The sequence below is a fragment of the Streptomyces sp. C10-9-1 genome (assembly GCF_024497955.1).
Taxonomy (GTDB): domain Bacteria; phylum Actinomycetota; class Actinomycetes; order Streptomycetales; family Streptomycetaceae; genus Streptomyces; species Streptomyces sanyensis.
The window spans coordinates 23627-45621 of sequence record NZ_JANHKP010000024.1 but is presented as its reverse complement, the minus strand read 5'-3'; the positions used below and the strand labels follow the sequence as shown (position 1 = coordinate 45621).

Genomic DNA, 21995 nt, shown 5'->3' with positions numbered 1-21995 from the left:
TCTCGGTTCGCCCTAGCCTCGCCGTTTCGGTTGAGAGGATGAGGCGTCACTGAGGGGCCGCTGTCGGTTGGCCGACGCGATTTCGGTGTGTTCGGACATGGTGGAGACCCGGCGCGGTGGTCGGGTTCTCCAGGGTCCTTCGGGTCGACGGCGGTCAGGGATCTGCTGGTCAGCCAGCGGGACGGGGCAGTGTGGCGAGGCGGTGGAATCACGGCCGTCGGCCCGTAGCCGAACATCCCCGCATCCGAAGAGTGCGGGGATGTTCGGCGGCTACAGCAACCACCGCGTCGGGCAGGGCTGCGGCCAGCCCCTTCTGCGTCTTTGCCCGGCCGGCGAGCACGCCGTCGCCCGGCGTGGCCCGACACCAAGGAAACGAGGCGGCGTCCCAGGACGAGTCGTCGGCAGAGGGCGGTCTCTCAGAAGGTGAGGTTCCAGGAGTCGATCCTGCCGGTGTCGCCACGGGCGTTGTCGTTGACCCGGAGCTTCCAGGTGCCGTTGGCGACCTCGGCGGAGGCGTTGACGGTGTAGACCCGGCCGAGGTTGTCAGTGCTGCCGCCCGAGCGGTTGTGGACCGTGTAGACGGTGCCGTCCGGGGCGATCAGGTCGACCCTCAGGTCCCCGATGTAGGTGTGCACGATGTTCACGCCCACCTTGAGGGTTGCCGGGGCGTTGCCGGTCACGCCGCTGACGGTGATCGGGCTCTCCACGGTCGTGTAGTCACCGATGGCGAAGTCCGCGGTGTTCTCGAAGTACGTCCCGGGCGGCGGGGTGCTGACGACGGCCTTGAGGGCGTCGACCTGCCCCTCGCCGAAGAAGCCGTTCTTGGCCGTGGTCCCCTTGCAGCGGCTGTCCGACGGGCACGCGATGTCGTTGGCCTGGGTAGTCAGTTTGTCGCGCAGCTGTGCCGGAGTGATACCGGGATTGCTGCTGGCCAGCAGCGCCGCCACGCCGGCGACGTGCGGCGCGGCCATCGAGGTGCCGCTCTTGGAGCCGTACTTGCCGCCCGGCAGGGTGCTGTAGATGCCGGTGGCGTCTCCGCCCGGGGCCGTGATGTCGATGACGTTCAGGCCGTAGTTGGAGTAGGAGGCTTTCGCGGTGGTGCCCATCGCCGAGACCGTGACGACGCCCGGCAGCTCGGTCGGGATGTCCAGGCACGCGTTGGTGATGGTGCGGGTGACCGGCGTCGAGTCGTTCGGGCTCTCGGTGTCGGTCGTCTTGTTGGCCAGGTCGATGTTGGAGTTGCCGGCCGCCGCGACCTGGAGCGAGCCCTTACCCTCCGCGTACTCCTGGGCGCGCCTGACGCCCTCGATGATCGCGGCCTGGTCGGCGTTGTCCGGGCAGTTGAACTGCCACGGGTCGGTGTAGTAGCTGTTGTTGGTGACCTTGAAGCCGTGGTCACCCGCCCACATGAAGCCGCAGATGGTGTTCTCGGCGAAGAAGAGCGAGCTGCCGGGCTCGGCGATGCGCACCGAGGAGATCTTCACGCCCGGGGCCACGCCGATCACTCCCTTCCCGTTCTTGGCAGCCGCGACCGTACCGGCCACATGTGTGCCGTGGGTGCCGATGTCACGCCAGGCGCCCGTTCGCGTGTCCGGCTTGCCGTACGCGCAGGACGCGGAGTCCGCGGCGTTGAAGTTCGGCGCCAGGTCCTGGTGCTGGTCGTCCACACCGGTGTCCAGGATGCCGACCTTGACGGAGGCGGAGCCGGTGGTGACGGCCCATGCCTGGTCGGCCTTGATCTGGGTCATGTCGGCGCGGACCGGCTCGCCCGAAGCGGTCGTGGACTGCGCCGGGTTGGCGGGCAGCGCCGGGTTGTAGGCGTCGGCCGGCACGTCGGAGGTACGAGTGGCGCCGACCTGCTGAACCCCGCTCACACCACGCATCGTGGCGGCGAAGGAGGCGGACGCGGAGTGGGCGGTGATGACACCGATGGCGTCGTAGTACTGGAAGACCGTTCCGCCGTTGGCGGTCACCGCGTTGCGGACCGCTGTGGTGTCGCCCGGGGTGGTGATCACGAGGTACGCGCGGGTGCCGGCTACCCAGGTCGCACTCGGGGAAGCGGCGGTCGCGGCCTGAGGCGCCGCCGCGGAGGAAGGGGCGTCATTACCGGAAGGCGAGACGGGGGCGGTGTCGGCAAGCGCTACGGGCGCCCCGAAGGCGAGCGCCGCGCCGAGTGCGGCGGCCGACACGAGGGCACGCCGAGAGCGGTTGGATCTGTGGGGTATCAATGCGTCCTCCGAAGACCCGGTGGTCAGGCCGGGTCGTACGAAACAAGTGATGGACGCAAGATGTCATGCACGCGGCTGGTTGCGGAAGTACTTCTTGCCGCGGAGGAGTTCGTTTATCGGAGACGAATCATGACTATGGGTGCAAGCGCGGAGGATACGGCGGGTCGCCCGAGGAGGCGGCGGTAAACCGGTACGCCGTCCGGCCCTTGGGCGGTGCGTGCTGGCCGGGTGGTGGTCACGGCGGGCGGGTGGTGGCCACGACGGAGGCCGGCACCGCCTCGGCCGGCTGAGTACGCCGGATGAGCAGGAGTGCTCAGGCCCGGGCGATGGCCGCCGGACGACCATGGAGTCGTCGCCGCGAACCGCGGCCGACCAACTGTCTCTTGGGAGGTTCCCTCATGTCCGGGCGCAAGGCGGGGTTGGCGTGAGCCAGCACATCAGCGAGTGCGGCGATGTGGTGGTATATCACCGGCTGCCGGTCGGCGTGCTCGATGCCGGCGCCGTGGAGGCGTGGTGCGTCGGCGACGACGCTGTCCAGCCACGTGTCGTCGCCGTGTCCGGCCTGCTGGAGCAGCCGGATGCGGCGTTAGGCCCACTCCGCCGTGGCCGGGCAGGGCGGCGGCGTAGGTTCGGAAGGGGGAACACTCCTCAGGAGCCGGTCGAGGCGCGGCCGTGGCGCCCCGAGGACGGGCCGAGCCGACGGTGCGGACCGGGCCCCCGGGGACCGCCCGGCGCTCACGGTCTGGTCCCACGGGGCTGGCGTTGCGCCCCGGTCCGTGGCCGGCAGGACTACCCCGGGTGGGGGCGTGGCGTCGCCCCGCACAGGCCCGGTCCACGGCGCGGTGTCCTACTGTCTGGCCAGCAGCGACGCGCTGGCCGGCCCGGTGTAGGGCGCCGCACCTCCGCCGTGGGCCCCGGGACGACGCGAGGAGGCGCACCATATGAAGCACGCCGCATCGGACGACGAGGCCGAGCGGACCTGGTGCCCTGCCGAGGTCGACATCTTCTGTGACCTGAACGGTCAGGAGATGGAAGCCATCGCGGCCGCAGCACCCATGAAGAGCTATTACGCGGGCGAGATCCTCTACTCGCCCACCCAGCCCTCCGAGGTGCTATCCATCCTCAAGAAGGGCCGGATCCGCATCTTCCGCGTCTCCGCCGACGGCCGGGCGCTCGCCACCGCCGACGCCGCCAGCTGACACCCCCGCCATCGGTCCTGCGCGCGCTCGGCATCCAGCAGGTGGGCCACGCGTGCGTGAGTCTCCCGCTCGGCAGCCGTGCAAGCCACTTCGCCGCCTCGGGAACCGACCTCTGCCCCGACCAGGTCCACGACACGCCTGCGCCGTTCGGCCGTGAACGCCCCTTCCGCCGAGCCCCGTCGACGATCCGCGCCCTCGGCGCTGTGGGCGGCCACGGACACGAGCACCGGCAGCCGACCCGGTACAGGGTGGCCGGGGCGAACCGCCCGTGGTCGTACTGTACGCGCACGGACCACCCAGCGAGGCGGAACAAGGCGGGCCCGTCCGCACGTGCTGACGCCCCCGCGGGCATGGGCGGCGCGTCCGGCTGCCGGGCAGCAGGCCGTAGGTCGCCATACCACTGACGGGCGCCATGCCCAGCAGGGCCGCGATCCTGCGGACGATGTAGCTCTTCAGCGGCTCGCTCTGGCCCACGTGCGGGACCAGAGAATGAGGCTGCGTGGTCGCACGGGGCACCTGGGGTCACCAGCCGGTGCTTCTACGACCACGATCGGCTGCTCAGCGACGCGGCCTCAGCCGTCCTGGAGCCGCAGCCGGAATGCAGGGCAGACGTCCGGGGCGTCCTGAGCGTAGAGAAGAGAGGCGTGTCCGTCGCTCTCGGCGATCGACAGGGAGTTCAGGGTGTCTCCGTCGAGGAAGCGCTTCGGCGCGGTGAACGAGAGGGACAGGCGGGCGAATGCGGTGGCCGAGGTGCCGCCCTGGCCGACGGACCAGGTGCCGGAGCCGTCGAAGGTGTCGCCGAGTTCGCTGCGGTACCAGTCGCCCACCGGCCAGCCCTCGACGGTGACCGATCCGCTGCCCGGCTCGGACTCCGAGGCGTTCAGGGTGAGTGTCACGCCTTCCGCATCGCTCTCGCCCCGGTAGGTGCCGGCGAGTTCACCGGAGGTCGCGCCGACCGACTGCTCGCCCATGCAGCCCTCGGAGCGATGGCTCTCATTCCAGGCGGACCCGGATGAGGCGACACCGCTCCAGCGCAGCGTGAATGTGCTTGCTCGGGCTCTGCGCCATTACCACTTCGGGGGTGACGGTTGCCTGGAGGAGGACCGTCCTCTGGTCCGCCTCGTCGGGGCCTCGATGTTGAAGCCCGAGGCCATGCCGACCGACGTGGAGGAGGCTTACGAGAGGGTGTGTAGACCACGTTTCGCAATCGCGAGGAAGCAGAGCTTCGTCTACGAGCGTTTCGCCTTCGACGCCGCACCACCCGCAGTGTCCTGGCCTTGTGCACACGCCGTGGCTCTGGCTCAACCCCTGTGGCGGCTCGGCAGGCATGCTGAGTGACCCCATCGGGTCTGGCCAGGGCAATCAGGACGTGAAAAGCTCGTCCGGTCGCTTCAACAGGCGCCGACGGGGCGCCCGAGGCCAGAGGGCCGATCAGACAGAGAGCGATGATTCTGGCCAACGTTCCACTGCGGCCGAGGCGTTCGCTGTCGCCGTGTACGTTCCCAGTCCGGCCTGCGACACCTGAAGATGCACCGGGGTTTCTCGCTGTCGTCACCGGTGTGGGTCATGCGTGTGGTTCCTCGCGTCGTCCGGGGCCCAGGGCGGCAGCGCGGCGCCCCGTGCCGGGTTGGTCAGCGCGTCAGCGCTGTCGGCCAGACAGTAGGGCACCGCGTTCTCGTGGGCACCGATGCAGCGCCGCGCAGTTCTTGAGGGTGGGGTGCCACGGCCGAGGGGTGACGCGGGCGGCACGGGGTTCATCCTCCGGCCGTGGGGGTGCGCTTGCCCGCCACCTGGGTGACGCCGGAGTAGGCGGTGAGCAGGCCGAAGACGAGTGGGCGCCGAGTCTGGAGGCGGTGACATCGTTCCAGGTGAAGACGGGCACGCCCATGTTGGCGGGCATGATCCACAGGGCGCCGACGGTCCACCACACCGCGCCGTAGGCGAGGTCGAGGGCGACGGCGGGCACCATCTTCTGGGCGTACTGGCCGAGCAGCACGCCGAAGCCGATCCCGGCGAAGAGCGCGATCGAGAGGTGGATCAGCCAGCCGGCGAAGGCGTTGGTGGAGCCGAGGAGACCGGCGACCATGGTGATCATGGCGGTGTCCATGACGGGGCGGGACACCGCCATCCAGATGCCCGTCCCGATGCCGCCGACCAGTCCGGCCGCGGCGCCCCATGGAGCGTACACGGGGATCGCAGCCAGCTTCGGGGATGCCTGCACGGTGGCGGCCATGGTGATCGTCCTCTCTCTTGCGCACGTCTTTCCGTTCCCGTCGCTGACGCTAGGGCGTAGGGCACAGGCAGGTATGTGAGGGCACTTACGCACCCGGCGGTAGATCGCCGGGCCGTTCGGCCGGTGACTTCACCGCGGTCAGCAGCGCGTACCCGAGAACGCCGTCGGTGACGGCGGCGCGGGCCGCGTCCAGGACGGCCGGGGCCGCGTCCAGGTCCATACCGGCCTCGGCGAGGCGGGCCGGTGCGGTGATGCGCAGCAGGCTCAGGCGGGCCTGGATCTGGTCGATCATGCGGATCATCGCCTGGTCGTGCCGCTCCAGGGTGAGGACGCGCAGCCCGGCTGCGGCCAGGATCTCGGCGTACTCCTCGGCTGGGCGGGCGTCGGCGATGCAGGCGGTGCGGGCACTCAGCCCGCGCAGCTCGGGCGGGAGGCGGTCGGTGTCGGCGGTGACGTCGGTGATGCCGAGGCGTCCGCCGGGTTCCAGGACGCGGGCGAACTCGCCGGCGGCCTGGTGCTTGTCGGGGAAGGTGCACAGCGCGCACTCGCACACCACCGCGTTGAACACCGCGTTCTCGTAGGGCAGGTGCTCGGCGTCGCCGGTGGTGAACACGGCCCGGTCGGCGAGCCCGGCGGCCTGGGCGGCGCCCTGGGCGAGGGCGGTGTTGGCCGGGGCGTAGTCGATGCCGTCCGCCCGCACCCGGTAGGCGTCGGCGAGCAGCAGTGCGGTGGTGCCGCGGCCGGAGGCGACGTCGAGGACCCGCATGCCCGGGGCGAGCGCGAGACGGTCGGCGAGGCGGCGGGTCAGAGCGGTGCCGCCGGGGTGGTAGGAGTCCCCGAGCAGCATCGCGACGATGTCCCTGGAGTAGGCGTCCGCGCAGCAGGACTTGATCTCCTCGTGGGTCACGGCCGGAGTTCCTCACTCCCGGTGAGGGTGGTTCTCGATCCGTACGGGGTCGTCGTCAGCCGGCTCGCGAGGGGCAGCGCGTTCGGTGCGACCGGGGCGACGGGGACGCCGGACATCTGCGCGCGGACCTGTTCGCGGTAGCCGACCGAGTTGTAGGCGCAGAAGGGGATGAGCCGTCCGTCGGGGGTGATCTCCTCGACGCAGCACTTCATCAGCTGCTTGACGTTGAGGGTGTAGGGGTCCTGGAAGTCCTGCACAATGATCATGAACGCCTTGTCGTTCAGCTGTTTGACGGCCTCGGGCAGGTCGATGCCGCAGCTGTCGGTGCAGTCCAGGGCCTCGGCGGTGGCCCGCAGCTTCTCCTCGGTCGTCTCGGTCCCGATGAAGGCCGAGGCAGACCACAGTTTCTCCAGGGCCTCGCGGATGCCGGCATCGGGCATGACGCGGTTGGTGACGTAGTCGAGGTAGTCCTCCACGTTCAGCAGCCGCGGGATCGGCACGACGGTGCGGTTTCCCGGTTCGCCGTCCACCAGGAGGTAGGTGATGGAGCGGCAGGTCGGGAAACAGCACGGGACGGGAAGGAAGTCGCCCTTCTGGAACCAGCCGGGCCGCTGGGCGCTGATCAGCCGGATGACGTCGGGGTTGGTGAGCCTCTGAAGCGGGTCGAACTCCACGTGCCGGCCGGAGTGGGTGACCGGCTGGAACGCCACCGAGCGGACGGCGGGATGGTCGATGCCGTACTCGGTGATCGCCCCGAGCTCGTGCTCGTTCAGGCCGCGCTCCACGGCCGCGACGAGGGTGACGGTCAGCCCGGCCTCCGCGCAGTTGTCGAGCGCCCGCTGCTTGAAGGTACGCAGGTCCCTGCCCCGGATCTCCAGATGCGTACGCTCGTCGAAGCCGTCGAACTGGAGATAGACGTTCACCGATCGGCCCGGCACCTGGTTGCGCTTGCCGAGTTTGGCGACGAACGCCTTGTCGGTGGCCAGGCGAATGCCGTTGGTGTTGAGATTGACGTTCTTGATCGGACGGGCCTGGGCGAGGTCGATGAAGTCGAGGATGTGCTTGTGGATAGTGGGCTCCCCGCCGGAGAACATCACCACCTCCGCCTCGCCCTCCGAGGCGACGAAGGCGTCGAGCATCCGCTCGCACTGCTCATGGGTGATGGAGTAGCCGTCGCTCTGGTGGCCGGAGTCCGCGAAGCAGATCGGGCAGTCCAGATTGCAACCGGTGTTGACCTCGATGATCCCCAGGCAGGCGTGCTGCTTGTGCTCCGGGCACAGCCCGCAGTCCAGCGGGCAGCCGTCTTTTACTTCGGTCTGGAAGGAGAGAGGGATCGTGCCGGGCTTGTTGAAGCGCGCCGAGGACAGGTACTCCGCCGCGTCCCCGTACACCAGCGCCTCGAACTCCCCGTGTTCGCGGCAGCGTTTAGGCAGGTACACCTTGTCCGCGCGGATGTTGACCTGCGCGTCGACGGGAGTCTTGCACAGCGGGCAGATCGACTTGGTGAACTCCACGAACACCTCGTCCCGGTCCGCCTTGCGCCTCGGCGCCGGCGTCGCCTGGGTCATCGAAGAACTCCTCTTCCATGGGGGCTTGCGTTCAGCGGGCGTCGCCGCCCGGATCGACCTCATCAACTTCTTCATTTGGCTGGGTCTCGGCGGGGACGGTCGGGCAGCAGTCCTGCGGCCCGGCGCCCCGGCGTCGACGGGCCCGGCAGTGCAGGGCGTAGCCGGTGCCCGCGAGCACCACGACCGCACCGACGGTGATCAGCCAGGGACTGGCCAGTGCCCCGCCGACGGCGCCGAGTGCTCCGCCGGCCACGAGCAGCGGGCCCGCGCAGCACACCACCACCAGCAGCCCGGCACCCGCGACCGCGGGCCACGCCGCCGAGCTCGGAGCGTTCACGGGACGCCGACATCACCGCTCGCCTCCTTTCGGTCAGTGGGTGAAGGGGCGGGCGCCCGGCGGGCGGAGCGGACCAGCAGGCCGGCGTACAGCAAGGTCGCCGCATCCTGGAGCAGCACGAACCAGCTCAGCCGCTGCGTGAGGTAGATGCCGAAGCAGCCGCAGTTGTCCACCGCCAGGCCCTGTGCGTACGCCTGCACGGCCAGCACCGTCCACACCACCGAGACGGCCGTGTACACCCGCACCGGTGCCAGGGCCGTCGAGCGGGGGCGGGCCAGGAACCGGACCCCGCACACCAGCTCCCCCGCGATCAGCGCCGCGGCCAGCGTGGTCGCGGCGCCGGCGGCCGACAGTCCGTACGCGGACAGAATCCGCGGCATGTGCTCGAAGGAGGCGAGCTGGCCGATGGCCATCGCCGTGTATACCGTCCCGAGCACGATCCTGAGCACCATGATCCGACCGTAGGCCGCTTCAGAGGGCGAGAACTGTAAGCGCGCTCACCGAACCCTCCTCTCGATCCGGGCACGATCAGAGGTGCGAAGCGGGGTTCGCCCGCCTTGCGAGCCGGTGTCCCGAGCCGTTTCGGGAGGTGCCAGGTGAACGGTCCACAGTCCCCCCGCCCGTCACGGCGGCAGGCCATCGAGGGCGCGGGAGTGATCGAGGGCGTCGTCTTCCTGCTCGTGGGCGGGGGCGTGATCGGCTGGCAGACCCTCTCCGACCGCCCGGCGCCGGCCGTGCAGGCGGGCCGGGATCCGTCGCTGGAGGCGTCGTGGCCATCCGGACGGAGATCCCGGTCGACCGGCTGCGGCACATGTTCTTCGCCTACCCCACCTTCCACCGCGACGTGGAAGACGCCCTCGCCGACCTCGGCCATGGCAACTGACCGCTCAGGGGCACGGACGCACCACGGCGGGGCGGCCGACCCCGCACCCGGCCGGTCAACGGTGAGGAGGAGGCAGCCAGCAGAAGACCGCCCTCGTGAGCACCCTGGTCAGCCAGTCGCCCACTCGATCACGCACCCGCATTGGACCCCGGGCACCGCGGGAGGCGGCCAGCCCCTCAGGCGCCGGCGCGCCGCCCGGCGCCGGCCTCAACTCCCGCTGCCTCCCGGCCCGCCGGGCCAGCCCACTCGGCCGCGCCACCATGTCTCATCGCCGCCCTTCCCTCTCAGTGCGAACAGACACGCCGCACGCACTCCACCGCGTCCGTCGGCCTGCCGAGCGGTACCGGCGAGCCGCTCACCGCAGACCAGAGCGCCGTTCCGCCTCTTGCCGGACCGCGGCCAGGGAGGCCGCGACGGTCGCCTCCCACCGGGGGGCAACCAGACCGCCCCACCACTGCCCGGCTCGCCACAGATCCGTGGCGAGCTCGCCCTCATAGACCAGCCGCGTACCGGACTCGTACTCGGTGAGGGTGAACGATTCGGTAACCGCCGGGACGGGCCCGCGCACCAGGCGGAAGTCGACCCGCTCCGGCCGGGTGAACCGCACCGTCTCCACCGTCGTCGCCGCCAGCCGCCCGCCCGCCACAGGGGTGCGATGGGCAGCGAGCACCATGTCGCTGCCTCGTTCCAGCACCGTGACCTTCTCGCGCATCGCTCGGGTGGCCCGCCCCAGATACGGCTGGGCGATAACGTCGAACACCACCTCACGCGGCGCCGCGATGCCGGCACTCTGCGGCCCCAGCGGCTGCGTGCGCCGTCCGACCCCCACATCCAGCGGCAGTGCCCCGGTCACCAGCCCCACATATCCGGCCGCCGCGCCCACGCCGGCCACGGTCACCGCCCCCAGAGCACCGATCCATGCCATTGGCCCGACCTCTCCACGCGTCCGTCCCTGTCTCACGTACGACGCTAGGCCGGGCATCTCCACCGATCAGTGAGCTTCTTCGATGTGGCCACCGATCGGGTGACGGTCCGTGAAGCGCAACGAGCGAGGCCCCCGGGCTGTTGATCGAGATGTCTGACGTCTCAATCACGTTGCTCGGGAACCTCGTTGGTCGTCCGTCCTGCCGCACTCGACCTGCCGCACGCACTCGTGGAGTGGGTCACCATGCTGATCGTCACCCGTGAGGGCGAGCGGCGCTGCAAGCTCCGCCCGTCCCAGCGCGCGATGGTGGCACTGGTGTACCTGCGCGAGCACACCACTCTGGCCAAGATCGCCGTCGGGTTCGGGATCAGCGAGTGTACCGCCCACGCTGACACCAGCGCGGTCGTCGACCTTCTCGCCGCACGTGCACCGGGTCTGCTGAAGACGCTGCGCGACCACGATCCCGACTTCGTCCTGCTCGACGGCGCGCTCGCCGAGTGCGACCGGGTAGGCGACAGCCGGGCCGACTACTCCCACAAACACCGGCGCCACGGCGTGAACATGCAGGTCGTCACCGATCCCGGCGGCCGACTGCTGTGGCTCTCGCCCGCCCTGCCGGGCAGCACCCACGACCTGACCGCCGCCCGCACCCACCGGATCATCCGGATCTGCGAGCATCAGGGCGTTCCCATCGTGGTTGATCTCGCGTGCCAGGGCGCCTGTCCGTGGCTGACCACGGGCATCAAACGCAGGCCGTTTCAGGATCTGATCCCCACCGACAAGACCCGCAACCGTGCCCGCGCGGCCACGCGAGCACCCGTCGAGCCACGGAGGAGAGCAGAGGCATCAGCCTCCGCGGAGCTTCGCCCTCCGCGCTCGGCCTGGCGGGCCGTGGCGCACCGGGTGTCTCGACGGCAGGCGGCGGAATGATCATCTCCATGTCCTCGGCGGCGGGGAGCCGTCGTCCCGCAGGCTGCGGCACGCCCGCCAGTTCCGGGGTCGACGGGGGTGTGAGGTGCTCCATCTCCACGGCGAACGGGACGAGCGATTCACCGGCGCGTATCCGGCTCATCCGGAAACCCGTCGCCCCCTCGCGGACCCGGACCCCCATCAGACCGTCGCCCACCTTTCCTTTTCCGTGATGCGGATTTCACGAAGGAGAAGCCGGAACCCCTTGAATCCACCACCAGAAGATTCCCCGGGATGTTCTCGTCGTCACGGTTGTAACCTCGAACGGCACCGTCGTACTGCGTTTCTCGGCTCGTTCCATCAACGTGCCGAGGTCGTTCTGTTGACCTTTCATCATGTTCTGCGCCACGGTCGGTCGCCTCCCGGTGGGCGCGAGTGCCAGAGGGGACGGAAGCCGGATTCGAGCCGCCCCTGTTCGCTTCGCCCTGTTCAGAGTGCCCCTCGACACGCGCCCTCGCCACCCGTGGACGGGTACATCCGCGAGACGATGCGGCGTGTCGGACGTACGATCGAAGGCGGCTGTGGAACTCGAAGACCGCTTACTCGAACCACCCCGCGGGAAGGCTGATGCAATCCCTCCCCTCCCCTCCTCTCCGGCGTCCCCGGTTGCAGCTGCTCGGACAGTTCCGGCTGGAATTCCATGCCGAGCCGGTCGAGTTGTGCGGGAACGCCCAACGGCTGCTCGCCTTCCTCGGCCTACGGGGATGCGTCAGCCGTTCCACCCTCGCAGGCACTCTCTGGCCCGACGTGCCGGAAGAGCGCGCCAGAGGAAGCCTGCGTACGACACTGTGGAGGCTGCCCCGGGACGGCGAGCCGCTCGTCCGCTGTACCCGCGACGGCATCGCCGTGGCCGACGCGGTGAGCGTGGACGTCCACGCCCTGACCGAGAGCGCGCTCGGCGTGCTGCACGGCTCAGCCTGTGGTGGCTCCGAGCCGCTCCGCGGTCCTCCCGCACCGCTGGAACTGCTGACCGGCGGTGATCTGCTGCCCGGCTGGGACGACGACTGGGTCGTCCCGGAACGGGAATGGCTGCGCCAGTTGCGGTTGCACGCGCTCGAAGCGCTGTCGGAGAGGCTGGCCGGACAGGGCCTGCCCGCCCTCGCGCTGGAGGTCGCGCTGGCGAGCGTACGGATCGAGCCCCTGCGCGAGAGTGCCCACCGGGCCGTGGTGTCCGCGCATCTCGCCGAGGGCAACGTGATCGAGGCCGTCCGGCACTACCACGCGTACCGACAACTGCTCCGGGAGGAACTCGGCATCGAGCCCTCCCTCGATTTCTCCCGGATGATCCCGCTGACGCGGCGATGACGGCGGCGTGACGGGACTCGCCTACCGTCGGAACCGCGGTGGAGCGCGTCCGGCAGGAGGTACTTCATGACTGCCCTGCTCGACTACGAGAGCAATCAGATCGTCGAACTGATGCAACAGTCGGCCGAGTTCCGCGGAGCCGACTGGCTGAAGGAGTCGCTCCAGCAGGCGATCCTGCCGGAACTCGCCAGTCTTCCACCGTACTTGTGCGGGATGTGGTCGATCGAGGAGACCGCGTCCGACCATCCCGTCCACGACGCGCTGCGTGCGATCGTCTTCGACGAGACGTCGCACACGGGCATCGCGCGCAACCTGCTCACCACCATCGGTGGCAAGCCCCGTCCCGCCGACGTGCACGCGGTGCTGAAGTACCCGGGTCCGCTGCCGGGCGGCGTGCGGCCCGGACCCACTGTCTTCCTCGGAGGGCTGACGAAGGAGTCGCCGGACCTGTTCGGACGGATCGAGGAGCCCGACGAGCCCCTCGCGCGGGCGACCTCGGCGCACACGTCGACCGGCGCCTTCCACTCAGCGATCCTGGCCGCGTTCCGAAGCCATCCGGAGCTGATCACCGGCGCTCGGCAGGTGGTCGGACCGATGACGGGCCACGGGGCGGGGAGCAGCCTCGTGGCACTCGGCACGCTGGGCGCCGTCGAGACCGCGATCGGCGTGATCAAGGAACAGGGAGAGAGGACGTCGTCGTCGCCTCTGAATCCTCACCCCGGAGTGAGCGGCGATCTCGCCCACTTCTTCGTCTTCCGGCAGATCCACCACGGTCACGAACTCGTGAAGGTGTCCGAGAACCCGGAGACGTGGGACTTCACCAAGCCCGAGATCCCGATGCCCCCCACGCACCCCCTGGGCGTCGTGCCGAACGGTGGCCGGCCGCGGGAAGGGCCCTCCGCGAACCCCGACACGAGAACATCTCGACACGTGCAACCGGCACCACAGCGCCATGGTGGAGTTCCTGGAGCAGGCGTGGAAGCAGGACGCACCGGCCAGGCGACGCAGCTTCTGGACAAGGCCGTGCGGGAGATGCGCTTCCTGGGGCATCCGGCGCGGGAGCTGCTGGCCACACCGCTGCCGGACGGCAGCGGCGACACCCACGGACCGGAGTTCCGCTACGTCGACGCCCAGGCGCGCAGCGCGGCGGCAGGGCAACGCGGACCCCGGGAGGGACCCGGAGGGACCAGGAGACGGACATGACGACCACGACAGTCCAGGTGACCTGCCCGACCTGCGGGGAGGTCACCACACACCCCTACGACCCGGAGGGTCACGTGACCCAGGGTCTGGCGATGCACGGCAACCTGTCCGGAGTGGCAAGGCCGAAAGCGGGTTACCGGAACAGTCCGCACCGATCAGGGAAGACCCCGATGGTCCCCCAGGGAATCGTCGTCCATAACACCGCCGGCCGGTACGACGGAGCCGTGGGATGGTTCCAGAACCCGGCGTCCCAGGTCTCGGCGCACTTCGCCGTGGCAAGGGACAGGCGCCGGGTCCAGATGGTCCCGCTGCCCGACCCAGCCCCCGCGGACCCCCGCGACGGGAGCCACAAGGCCTGGCACGGCAAGGCGGGCAACGGCGTGTACCTCGGCATCGAGCACGAGTACGGCTACGCCTGTGCCACCTGCCCCGCCGACTGGGCCGAGGAGATGCTCGACCCCTCCGCGGAGCTGTCCGCGTACCTGTGCGCCCTGTACGGCATCCCGATCGACGTACCGCCCGACCCGGACACCCGCGGCTGGTTCACGGGATTCGGCAGGCACCGCGACGTGCCCGGCAACGACCACACCGACCCCGGGCCGTGCTTCCCGTGGGACTACTGGGTGAACCGCGTGGAGGACGACTCCAGCCGCCTGGTCGAATCCGTACCGGACGTCGAGTTCACGAAGCCCACGACACCGGTCTACCAGACGCTGTAGCAACCCCGCGCTCGTCCGCCTCCGCGGGCCACCGCCCTCTCAAGCCGAGGTAACGACCCATGAAGAGCTACACAGTAAAGGCGCTCACCGCCTGCTCCCCCGCTCCCGGACGGCTCGACATCCTTCTCGGTACCGACGACGGCGGCGTGTGGCACAAGACGTTCGACGGGGCATGGAGCGCGTGGCACACACTCGGCCGTCCATGGTCGTCGCCCGAGCCCCCCGCCGGCTTCGACTGGCTCACCACGACATCGTCCGGCCCCGGCCGGATCGAGGTGTTCGCCCTCGTCGGCGGGCGCGAGATGCAGCACAGACGCTACGCCGACGGAGGCTGGACGGAGTGGGAGTCCCGGGGGGTGCTCGCCGGGAGCCCGGTCACGGACGGCTGCACGGCCGCGGCGACCGACATCGATGACCTGCACGTCCTCTTCCACGACGGTGACGGCTCGGACATCGTGCACTGGCAGTCGGACGGCACGGCTTCCGCACGGCCCTCGGGACTGCGGGCCTCCGGCCCGCTCCAGGCCGTGTCCGCGGGAGCGGGCCGGTTCGACCTCGTCGTGTCCGACGTGCTCCGGCACCGCTTCCTGCGCCGGCGGTTCTCCGACGGCTGGTCCGACGACTGGGACGAACTCGGCAGCGCTCCCGAGGACGGTGCCTCGTCCGGCTGCTTCGCCGCGACGGGCCGGGACCTGTTCACTGTCGGCCGCAAGGGGCTGTGGCACCGCGGGGAGTCGGATCGGCCGGGCTGGGAGGACCTCGGAGGCGATCTCGCCGAGGCAGGCGGCGGTGGCACCGCCGCGCGGCTCGCCGCCGTGTCGTCGGGGGACGGGCGAACCGACGTGTTCGCGGTGTGGGCGGGCGTCGCGCTGATGCACCGGTGGTTCGAGCGCACCTGGTCCGACTGGCAGCTGGTCGACGTCTGGGCGGACACGCAGGGCTACCATGCCCTGCGGCCCGAGGACCTCGTCGCTCTGACGGTCCGGGGGACGGGCCTCCGGGAGCGCATGCGCGCCGACGGCGTGGTCGAGGTCGTGGCCGCGAGCGCCGACGCCCGGCTGACCGTGGAGTTCCCTCCCCAGCACACGGCCGAGACCGTGCTCGAGTCGGGGACGTCGAGCCAGGCCCGGCTGGCGGGCCCCTCGCGGCTGCACTTCGCCCTCGGACAGGAGGTCGTACCGCTCACCGTCGACGGGGTGCTGGAGGCGATGGGACGGCTGACGCCCATCGGCGGGCCGGACACCCCGGAACAGGGCGGGAGCAGGCTGGAGCTGCCTTCGCGTCTGCTCCTTGCACTGCCGCCCGATACGCACTGCGCGCACCGCGCCCTGCCCGCTCCGAGCAGCCAGGGCACCACCGAGCTCTGGCACAGTCGCGTCGACGGACCCGTGGAGGGTGAGCCGCTCGCGGCGCGGCCCTACCGTGCCCTCCCCGACTCGTCCGCGCTGCCGACCCCGCTCGGCCCGCACGTGGGCACCATCGCCGCACTCGGGGTGAGCAACCCCGGCACGCCGGTGAAGGTGGACCGGCTCATCCTCAGCGCCTACGGAGCGTGGTTCTCGTCGTCGGCGAGCTGGTCGACTCTGGACTGGAGCCACCACGCCGCCATGGGACGCGACTACTACGTCCGGGTCCTCCAGCGCGGTGCGCTGTTCCCCTTCGGCCATCGCGCGTCGTACGTCGAGATGGCGGAGCGCCGGTTCGACCGAGGAAGTCCCGCCGTGGCGGCGCTGCGCGTGAAGCGCGTCCTGATCGTCACCGAGCCGACCCGTACATACGGAATCGGCGCTGGCGGCAGTCATGAGCGGGCTTTCCCGTTCCAGCAGGTCACGATCGAACCCCAGCAGGTCACGGAGCTGGACACGCCGGACTGGCTGCCCAGCAAGGCGTTCTGGCCCGCGCAGGGCGGCGCGACGGTCGAGTTCACCGCCCACGCCCGGGCGGGCCGGGACGTGGTCGACCTGCGGCTGCCTCTCCTGTTCGTGGACGACGCGGCGACCGGCACGTCGAGCGCGTCGGCCCTCGACGCGGCGTACGCACGGGGCCCGCGCTCCGGGGTCCACCGCGACCTGGGGCGCCCGGCGTCGGAGGTGGGACGCCGGATCCCGCTCGCCATGCAGTCGGCGACGCAGCCGCTCCAGGGCGCGGTCCAGGAAGTGCACGCGATGTCGTTCGGCGGCGTCGGCGCCCGTCCCTCCTCCACCGGGGTGGGGTTCCATCCCCAGGTCACCCGGATGGAAGTGGCGTTGCCGGCGGTTCGTCAGCTGCTCGGGTCCACGGCCGCGATGCCCGCCGAGTTCTCGAAGGCGTTCGTCGGCACCTCCCCGGGCGCCCAGCCACCCGAGGTGATGCTGGCTCTTCTCGAACGGAAGGTCCTCAACTTCGCGTCCACCGGTGCGCGGACCGGCATGCTCGCCGCCCCCAACATGACCGTGAGCGAGATCTCGCGGACGATGGGGCCGACCGTCGCGGCCCCCTTCCCCACGGATCCGAAGAAACTGTTCGACGCCGACGCCAAGCTGTTCGGCGTCGTCCCCCTCCGCGACGTCGTCTCCGTGATCACCACCCGTCCGAGGATCACGTGGTCCGACGTGGCCAGCGCGCCCTCGGCGACACTGACATGGCATGAGTCCCTGTCGCAGGTCGTCGAGCCGTTCCGTCCGGGCACGACGTCGAAGGTGTTTCTCGAAGTCGTGTCGAAGGTCGTCGACGGCCGTCCCGACCTGCGCACCACCGGCGAGATCACGGACTTCGCGCTGGAGATCCCCTCGCGCAGCGCCGCCCTGGTGATCCTCACCTTCCGGAAGGTGCGGTTCACGGCCGACTCCGGTGCGCGGCCGAGCCTCACGTTCGACCTGGAGGACGCCAGGCTCGCGGGAAAGCTGAACTTCGTCAAGACGCTGATGGACCTCATCCCGCAGACAGGGGACGCGGGGCCGCGCCTGGACGTGTCGGCGTCGCGGATCAAGGCGGCGTACGCCGTCGCCGTACCGACGGTCGGCATGGGCGTGTTCACCGTCCAGAATCTCACGCTGGAGATCGGCCTGACGCTGTCGCTGGAGGGCCGGCCCATCGTGATCGATTTCGCCTTCGGCACCCGGGAACGGCCGTTCCTGGTGACGGTGTCCGGGTTCGGGGGCGGCGGCTATCTGGAACTCGGGGTGAGCGCCGGAGGCACCGACGGAGGCCTGCAACGGTTCGTGGGCGGCATCGAGTTCGGTGCGGGCGTGGCGATGGACTTCGTCGTCGCTTCCGGGGAGGTACACGTCTTCGGCGGTGTCGTGTTCGTCAAGCAGGGCGGCTCCCTCCAGATCACCGGCTATCTGCGGATCGGCGGCAGCGTGTCGGTCCTGGGGCTGATCCGGGTGTCCGTGGAGCTGACGATCAGCCTCACGTACGACGTCGACCGCAATGTGCTGCACGGATCGGCCAAGCTCGTCATCACCGTGGACCTGACCTTCTGGTCCACCTCCGTCACCCTCGAGTGCCACAAGAGCTTCAAGGGCCCCAGCCTCGCGTTCAGCCCGGAAGAGGCCCTGGCGGCATCGTCGACGGAGCTGCACGCCTCGTCCGTGGAGGACGCGCTCGGACAGCAGGGTGAGTCCTTCCCGTGGCACACCTACTGCCGTGCCTTCGCAGCGGAGTGACCCATGCCAGCACAACGACAGTTCGTCTGGACCGCGATCCCGGCCGGGAGGGCCGTTCCGCTCCCCGGCGAGTCCGAACCGATGGGGCTGGTCTCGGTCCTGCTGACACCCCGCCTCCTCGGTCCCGCGACGATGTCGACGGTGTCGCACTTCGGCATGCAGAGCTGGCCGGAACGTCTGAAAGCGGTCCGGCTGGACGTCCTGCGCGGAGAGCGGCTCCTCACCTCCCGCCGCGTCGGCCACGTCACCGCCGACGAGAAGACGATCACCTTCTCGGAGACGGAACGGCTGGCGGCCTGGCGCGCGCTCTTCACCCCCGGCCTCCTTGTGCGCCCGTACGAGCACACCTCGTACGGTGGCCGCGGCGTCCGTACGTTCCCAGCCTCCGAGGCCGCCGAGGAGGTACGAGACGTGTACGCGGCCACCGCGCGCACGCACCTCAGGCACCGCGGCGACGCGCCGGAGGCCGACGCCGGCCTTCGCACGGCGCTGAGGCGCGTCAGCGAGACGTGGCAGACCGGTCTGCCACCGGTGGACGGCGAGCCGGCCGAAGGGTCGACATACAGGTCGGCCCTCGCGCAGGGCTACGCCTTCTACCGGCGTGACGACGGCTCGTTCACACCGTTCACGTCCGCGTCGCAGGCGGCGGAACGCGAGTTCCACGAGACGGTCGCCTACCTCGCCGACCATCCCCTGCTGCTCCGGGCGCTCGGTCTGCTGGTCGATCTGGCCGTACCCGCCACCGAACTGGCACAGGCCGGCTCGAAGGAGCTGCGGGTCGTGCCGAGCTGGCCGGATCCCGACCCCTCCGCGCCCACAGGCTGGAGCAACGCCGCGCAGGACGACCTGTCCCCGCGCACGGCCTACGTGCTGGACGGGCAGCGCTTCGTGACCGTGTCCCTCCCGGGGCCGGGCGCGACCGAGTTCAAGCGGGGGATGCTGCCTCTGAGCGGCGCCGGCGTGGCGCCCTCCGGCAACGCGCGGTACGAGGTGATGCCGTTCGACGTGGACGGTGCCGTTCTGCGGATGGTCGGAGCCGCCGCGTCGGACCGTACCCAGCCCTCCGACGACGGTGCGGGCGTGGGCGCCCTGCCCGCGCTGCGCTCCATGGGATTCGCGCTGGTGGAACGCGACCGCGAGGGGGAGCACGAGAAGCAGCTGCGACGAGCACAGGAACGTGCGACGGCCACCGGCCTCACCTCCACGCCTCTCACGGCCGACAACCTGTTGGGCGGCTACCGGGTGGACATCTTCGACGAGGAGACCGAGCAGTGGTATTCCCTGTCCCGGAGGAGGGTCCGCTACACGATCGGCGGCGTCGCGATCGGTGAGGACTCCTCCGGTGGCGGACCGCGCGGTCTGCTCGAAGAAGGATACGTCCGGCCCGACCCGGCCACCACGGGCGCCGGCGCGGACGACACGCTGTACGTCCACCAGGCCGTGGCACGGTGGGACGGGTGGAGCCTCGTGGTGCAACGACCCGACCGTGTCGTCGACACCGGCGACACCAAGGCCGGGCCGCCGCCGCTGTTCGACGCCGTCGTCGACTGCGATCCCGGGTCGCTGCCGCGGCTCCGGTTCGGCCGTGACTACCGCCTGCGAGTCCGGATCGCCGACCTCGCCGGCGGCGGACTGCGCTCCGAGGAGGCGGGTCTCACCGAGGAGCAGTCGGAGGCCTTCACCCACCACCGCTTCGAACCCTTGCCCCCGCCCGAATGCGTACCGACACATCGGCTGGCGGACGGCGAGACACAGGAACTCATGGTCGTCCGGAGCGACCGCGACACCTCGGTGGCCGCCTACGCGGCCGCCCACGGACACCGTCCCTTCGACCAGCGTCTCCTCCTGGCTCCCAAGTCCTCGCTCGAACTGGCCCTGCAACACGACGGCAGGTTCGACGCCGCGATGGGGCCCGACGCCCTGGTCTCCGACGTGCGCGGGCTCTTCGAGGTCGCCAAACGGGCCGACCTCGACGTCCGGGACGTCACCGGGGCCACCACCGTGGAGGCCGGTGCCGGTACGCCGGCCCCCTATGTGTTCCTCCCGGAGGCCGGCGGGGTCCTCCCCTGGCTGGCCGACCCGGGCGGCACCCATGTCGCGCTGAACGCACGGCCCCGGCCGATCGACCCGACGACGGGCCATCCCGGAGACGTGTCCGGCCTGCCCAAGATCGCGGTCTGGCGGGGTGACTGGCCGGCGTTCCAGTCGATCGCCCTGCGCCTCGTGGACGCGCCTTCGGGCTGCACAGTGACGAGGTGCGCCAACCACCGCGTCCTCACGGTCGCCCTCGGTCCGGCGGAGCAAGTGACGTTCGACATCCCGTCGTGTCCGAAGACACGGGACGTGCAGTTGTTCGGCATCGCCGGCTGGCTGGGTGTGGACCCCAGCGACCCCGAGACGCTCCAGCACATCGTCCAGGGGCGGAACCGCCTCATCACACCGCCCCGGACGGTCACTCTCGTGCACGCCGTGCAGCGGCCCTTGCTGGACCCCGCCGGACTGCTGACCGCCCAGCGCGACTCGGGGGACACCAGCGCCGTGTTGCGCACCGACGGCCTGCAGATCCACATCCCCAGCACCGGCCGTCTCGACGTGCGTGCGGAGTGGTCCGACTTCGAAGACCGGCGGCCCGATCCCCCGCGCCTGCAGAAACGGCAGGCTCTCGTGGGCTCCTACGACATCCAGCACCTGGCGCAGCACGAGGCGATCCCGACGATCCGTCAGGAGTTCGGTGACACCCGTCGCCGCCGGGTCACCTATCACCTGACCGGGGTCTCGCGGTTCCAGGACTGCTTCCCGCGGGCCGTCGCGGCCGACCCCGCCGCCTGCCTCGCCGAGGGGGTGCTCGAGGTCACGGACGTACCCAGCTCGGCCCGACCGCCCGCGCCGAAACTCCAGTACGCCGTGCCGACGTTCCGCTGGACGCGGACGACGGACGGGCAGCGGTCCATGACCCGGTGGCGTCACGCCGGCGGTCTGCGGGTCTTCCTGGAGCGACCGTGCTTCGCCACCGGGCCCGACGAGTCGCTGGCCGTCCTCACCTGGCCGACCACGTCCGCCCCCGGCGACGCCCTGCGCCACATCAGCGTCGCGGGGCGCGACCCGATCTGGAACACCGGCGAGCCGCCCGCGGTCCTCACGCAGGACCATGTGAACGCGACCGGCCTCGAACGGGCCGACCTCCCCGAGCTGCAGCGCACAGTGGGCGTGATCGCGCACCCCCTCAAGTTCGACGAGCAGGGCGACCGCTGGTACGCCGACATCGACCTCTCCCCGGTCGTGACCGCGTCCTACTTCCCGTTCGTCCGGCTGGCGCTGGCCCGCTACCAGCCCCACACCATCGCCGGCCTGCCCCAGCTCTCCCCTTCCGTCCAGACGGAGCCGCTCCAGCTCCCTCCCCACCGCCGGCTCGTCGTCACCCGTACGTCGGGGCGCGGTACCGTGGCCGTCGACGGGCTCGGGCCGTCCGGCCCCCGGGCGAACGTGGTCCGGACGGAACTTCAGGTCCGCGACGGCGCTGCACGGACGGACGCCTCGGAAGCGCACGAGGCGCACACGGATGCCTCGGAGGCGTTCGAGGAGGCCGGCACGGCCGCGGAAGGCGCCGCCCTCGGCAACGCCGGGTGGACCACCATCTTCCGCACCACCGCCGCTCTCGGCCAGGTGCGCGAGCTGGACATCCCCGTCGGCGGAGAGCGCCCCCTGCGCCTCGTCGTACAGGAGTTCGAGACACATCCGTCCACCACGAGCGAGACCGGCGCGGTCGTCGACGGGCCGGGACGGCTCGTCTACGCGGACATCGTTCCTCTGGGCACCTGGTGATCGTGATGGCCGCCATGCCCGGGGCGGGCGACCGCCCCACCGAGCGAAGA

At 70.6% G+C, this 21995-nt stretch carries 14 protein-coding genes and 1 pseudogene; 7 read left to right on the top strand and 8 right to left on the bottom strand.

The annotated features are described in order from the left end of the window. Positions 1-416 precede the first annotated feature (416 nt). The gene (locus NPS70_RS27195) at positions 417-2189 is read right to left on the bottom strand and encodes a S8 family serine peptidase (RefSeq protein ID WP_256527105.1); all 1773 of its coding nucleotides are present in this window, start codon (positions 2187-2189) and stop codon (positions 417-419) included. Between the two features lie 980 nt (positions 2190-3169). Here NPS70_RS27195 and NPS70_RS27190 point away from each other — a divergent pair. After that, positions 3170-3427 carry a hypothetical protein gene (locus NPS70_RS27190; protein ID WP_256527104.1) on the top strand — a complete coding sequence of 86 codons (258 nt, stop codon included), beginning with the start codon at positions 3170-3172 and terminating at the stop codon, positions 3425-3427. A 572-nt stretch (positions 3428-3999) separates the two neighbouring features. Here NPS70_RS27190 and NPS70_RS27185 read toward each other — a convergent pair. From NPS70_RS27185 to NPS70_RS27155, 7 genes are all read right to left on the bottom strand, one after another. Beyond that, on the bottom strand, positions 4000-4398 hold the full coding sequence (locus tag NPS70_RS27185; protein WP_256527103.1) for a hypothetical protein: 399 nt from the start codon (positions 4396-4398) through the stop codon (positions 4000-4002). Between the two features lie 668 nt (positions 4399-5066). After that, positions 5067-5660 (bottom strand): hypothetical protein, encoded by a 594-nt coding sequence (locus tag NPS70_RS27180; protein WP_256527102.1) that lies wholly within the window; start codon positions 5658-5660, stop codon positions 5067-5069. An 85-nt stretch (positions 5661-5745) separates the two neighbouring features. Further along, positions 5746-6567 carry a methyltransferase domain-containing protein gene (locus NPS70_RS27175; RefSeq protein ID WP_256527101.1) on the bottom strand — a complete coding sequence of 274 codons (822 nt, stop codon included), beginning with the start codon at positions 6565-6567 and terminating at the stop codon, positions 5746-5748. Next, positions 6564-8135, bottom strand: coding sequence for a radical SAM protein (locus NPS70_RS27170; protein WP_256527100.1), 1572 nt, complete (start codon positions 8133-8135; stop codon positions 6564-6566). Before NPS70_RS27170 ends, NPS70_RS27175 begins: the two co-directional genes overlap by 4 nt. Before the next feature lie 31 nt (positions 8136-8166). Continuing rightward, complete coding sequence (locus NPS70_RS27165) at positions 8167-8472, bottom strand: mercury transporter (RefSeq protein WP_256527099.1); 306 nt, start codon at positions 8470-8472, stop codon at positions 8167-8169. After that, complete coding sequence (locus tag NPS70_RS27160; RefSeq protein ID WP_256527098.1) at positions 8469-8924, bottom strand: MauE/DoxX family redox-associated membrane protein; 456 nt, start codon at positions 8922-8924, stop codon at positions 8469-8471. Before NPS70_RS27160 ends, NPS70_RS27165 begins: the two co-directional genes overlap by 4 nt. Before the next feature lie 786 nt (positions 8925-9710). Next, positions 9711-10280 (bottom strand): SRPBCC family protein, encoded by a 570-nt coding sequence (locus NPS70_RS27155; RefSeq protein WP_256527097.1) that lies wholly within the window; start codon positions 10278-10280, stop codon positions 9711-9713. 186 nt (positions 10281-10466) lie between these two features. Between NPS70_RS27155 and NPS70_RS27150 the strand changes: the two are divergent. The 6 genes and pseudogenes from NPS70_RS27150 to NPS70_RS27125 all read left to right on the top strand — a co-directional run. Then, positions 10467-11105, top strand: a pseudogene (locus tag NPS70_RS27150) (transposase family protein); the annotation flags it as partial. A 711-nt stretch (positions 11106-11816) separates the two neighbouring features. Continuing rightward, positions 11817-12554: a BTAD domain-containing putative transcriptional regulator gene (locus NPS70_RS27145; RefSeq protein WP_256527096.1), complete on the top strand. Its 738-nt coding sequence runs from the start codon at positions 11817-11819 to the stop codon at positions 12552-12554. Between the two features lie 66 nt (positions 12555-12620). Next, positions 12621-13757 carry a ferritin-like protein gene (locus tag NPS70_RS27140; protein ID WP_256527095.1) on the top strand — a complete coding sequence of 379 codons (1137 nt, stop codon included), beginning with the start codon at positions 12621-12623 and terminating at the stop codon, positions 13755-13757. Continuing rightward, positions 13754-14476: an N-acetylmuramoyl-L-alanine amidase gene (locus NPS70_RS27135; RefSeq protein ID WP_256527094.1), complete on the top strand. Its 723-nt coding sequence runs from the start codon at positions 13754-13756 to the stop codon at positions 14474-14476. The genes NPS70_RS27140 and NPS70_RS27135 overlap by 4 nt, the downstream gene beginning before the upstream one ends. A 59-nt stretch (positions 14477-14535) precedes the next feature. Then, a complete protein-coding gene (locus tag NPS70_RS27130; protein WP_256527093.1) occupies positions 14536-18123 on the top strand; it encodes a hypothetical protein in 3588 nt (1195 codons plus the stop codon). A 3-nt stretch (positions 18124-18126) separates the two neighbouring features. Next, positions 18127-21945 carry a hypothetical protein gene (locus NPS70_RS27125; RefSeq protein ID WP_256527092.1) on the top strand — a complete coding sequence of 1273 codons (3819 nt, stop codon included), beginning with the start codon at positions 18127-18129 and terminating at the stop codon, positions 21943-21945. The last annotated feature ends 50 nt before the right edge of the window (positions 21946-21995 follow it).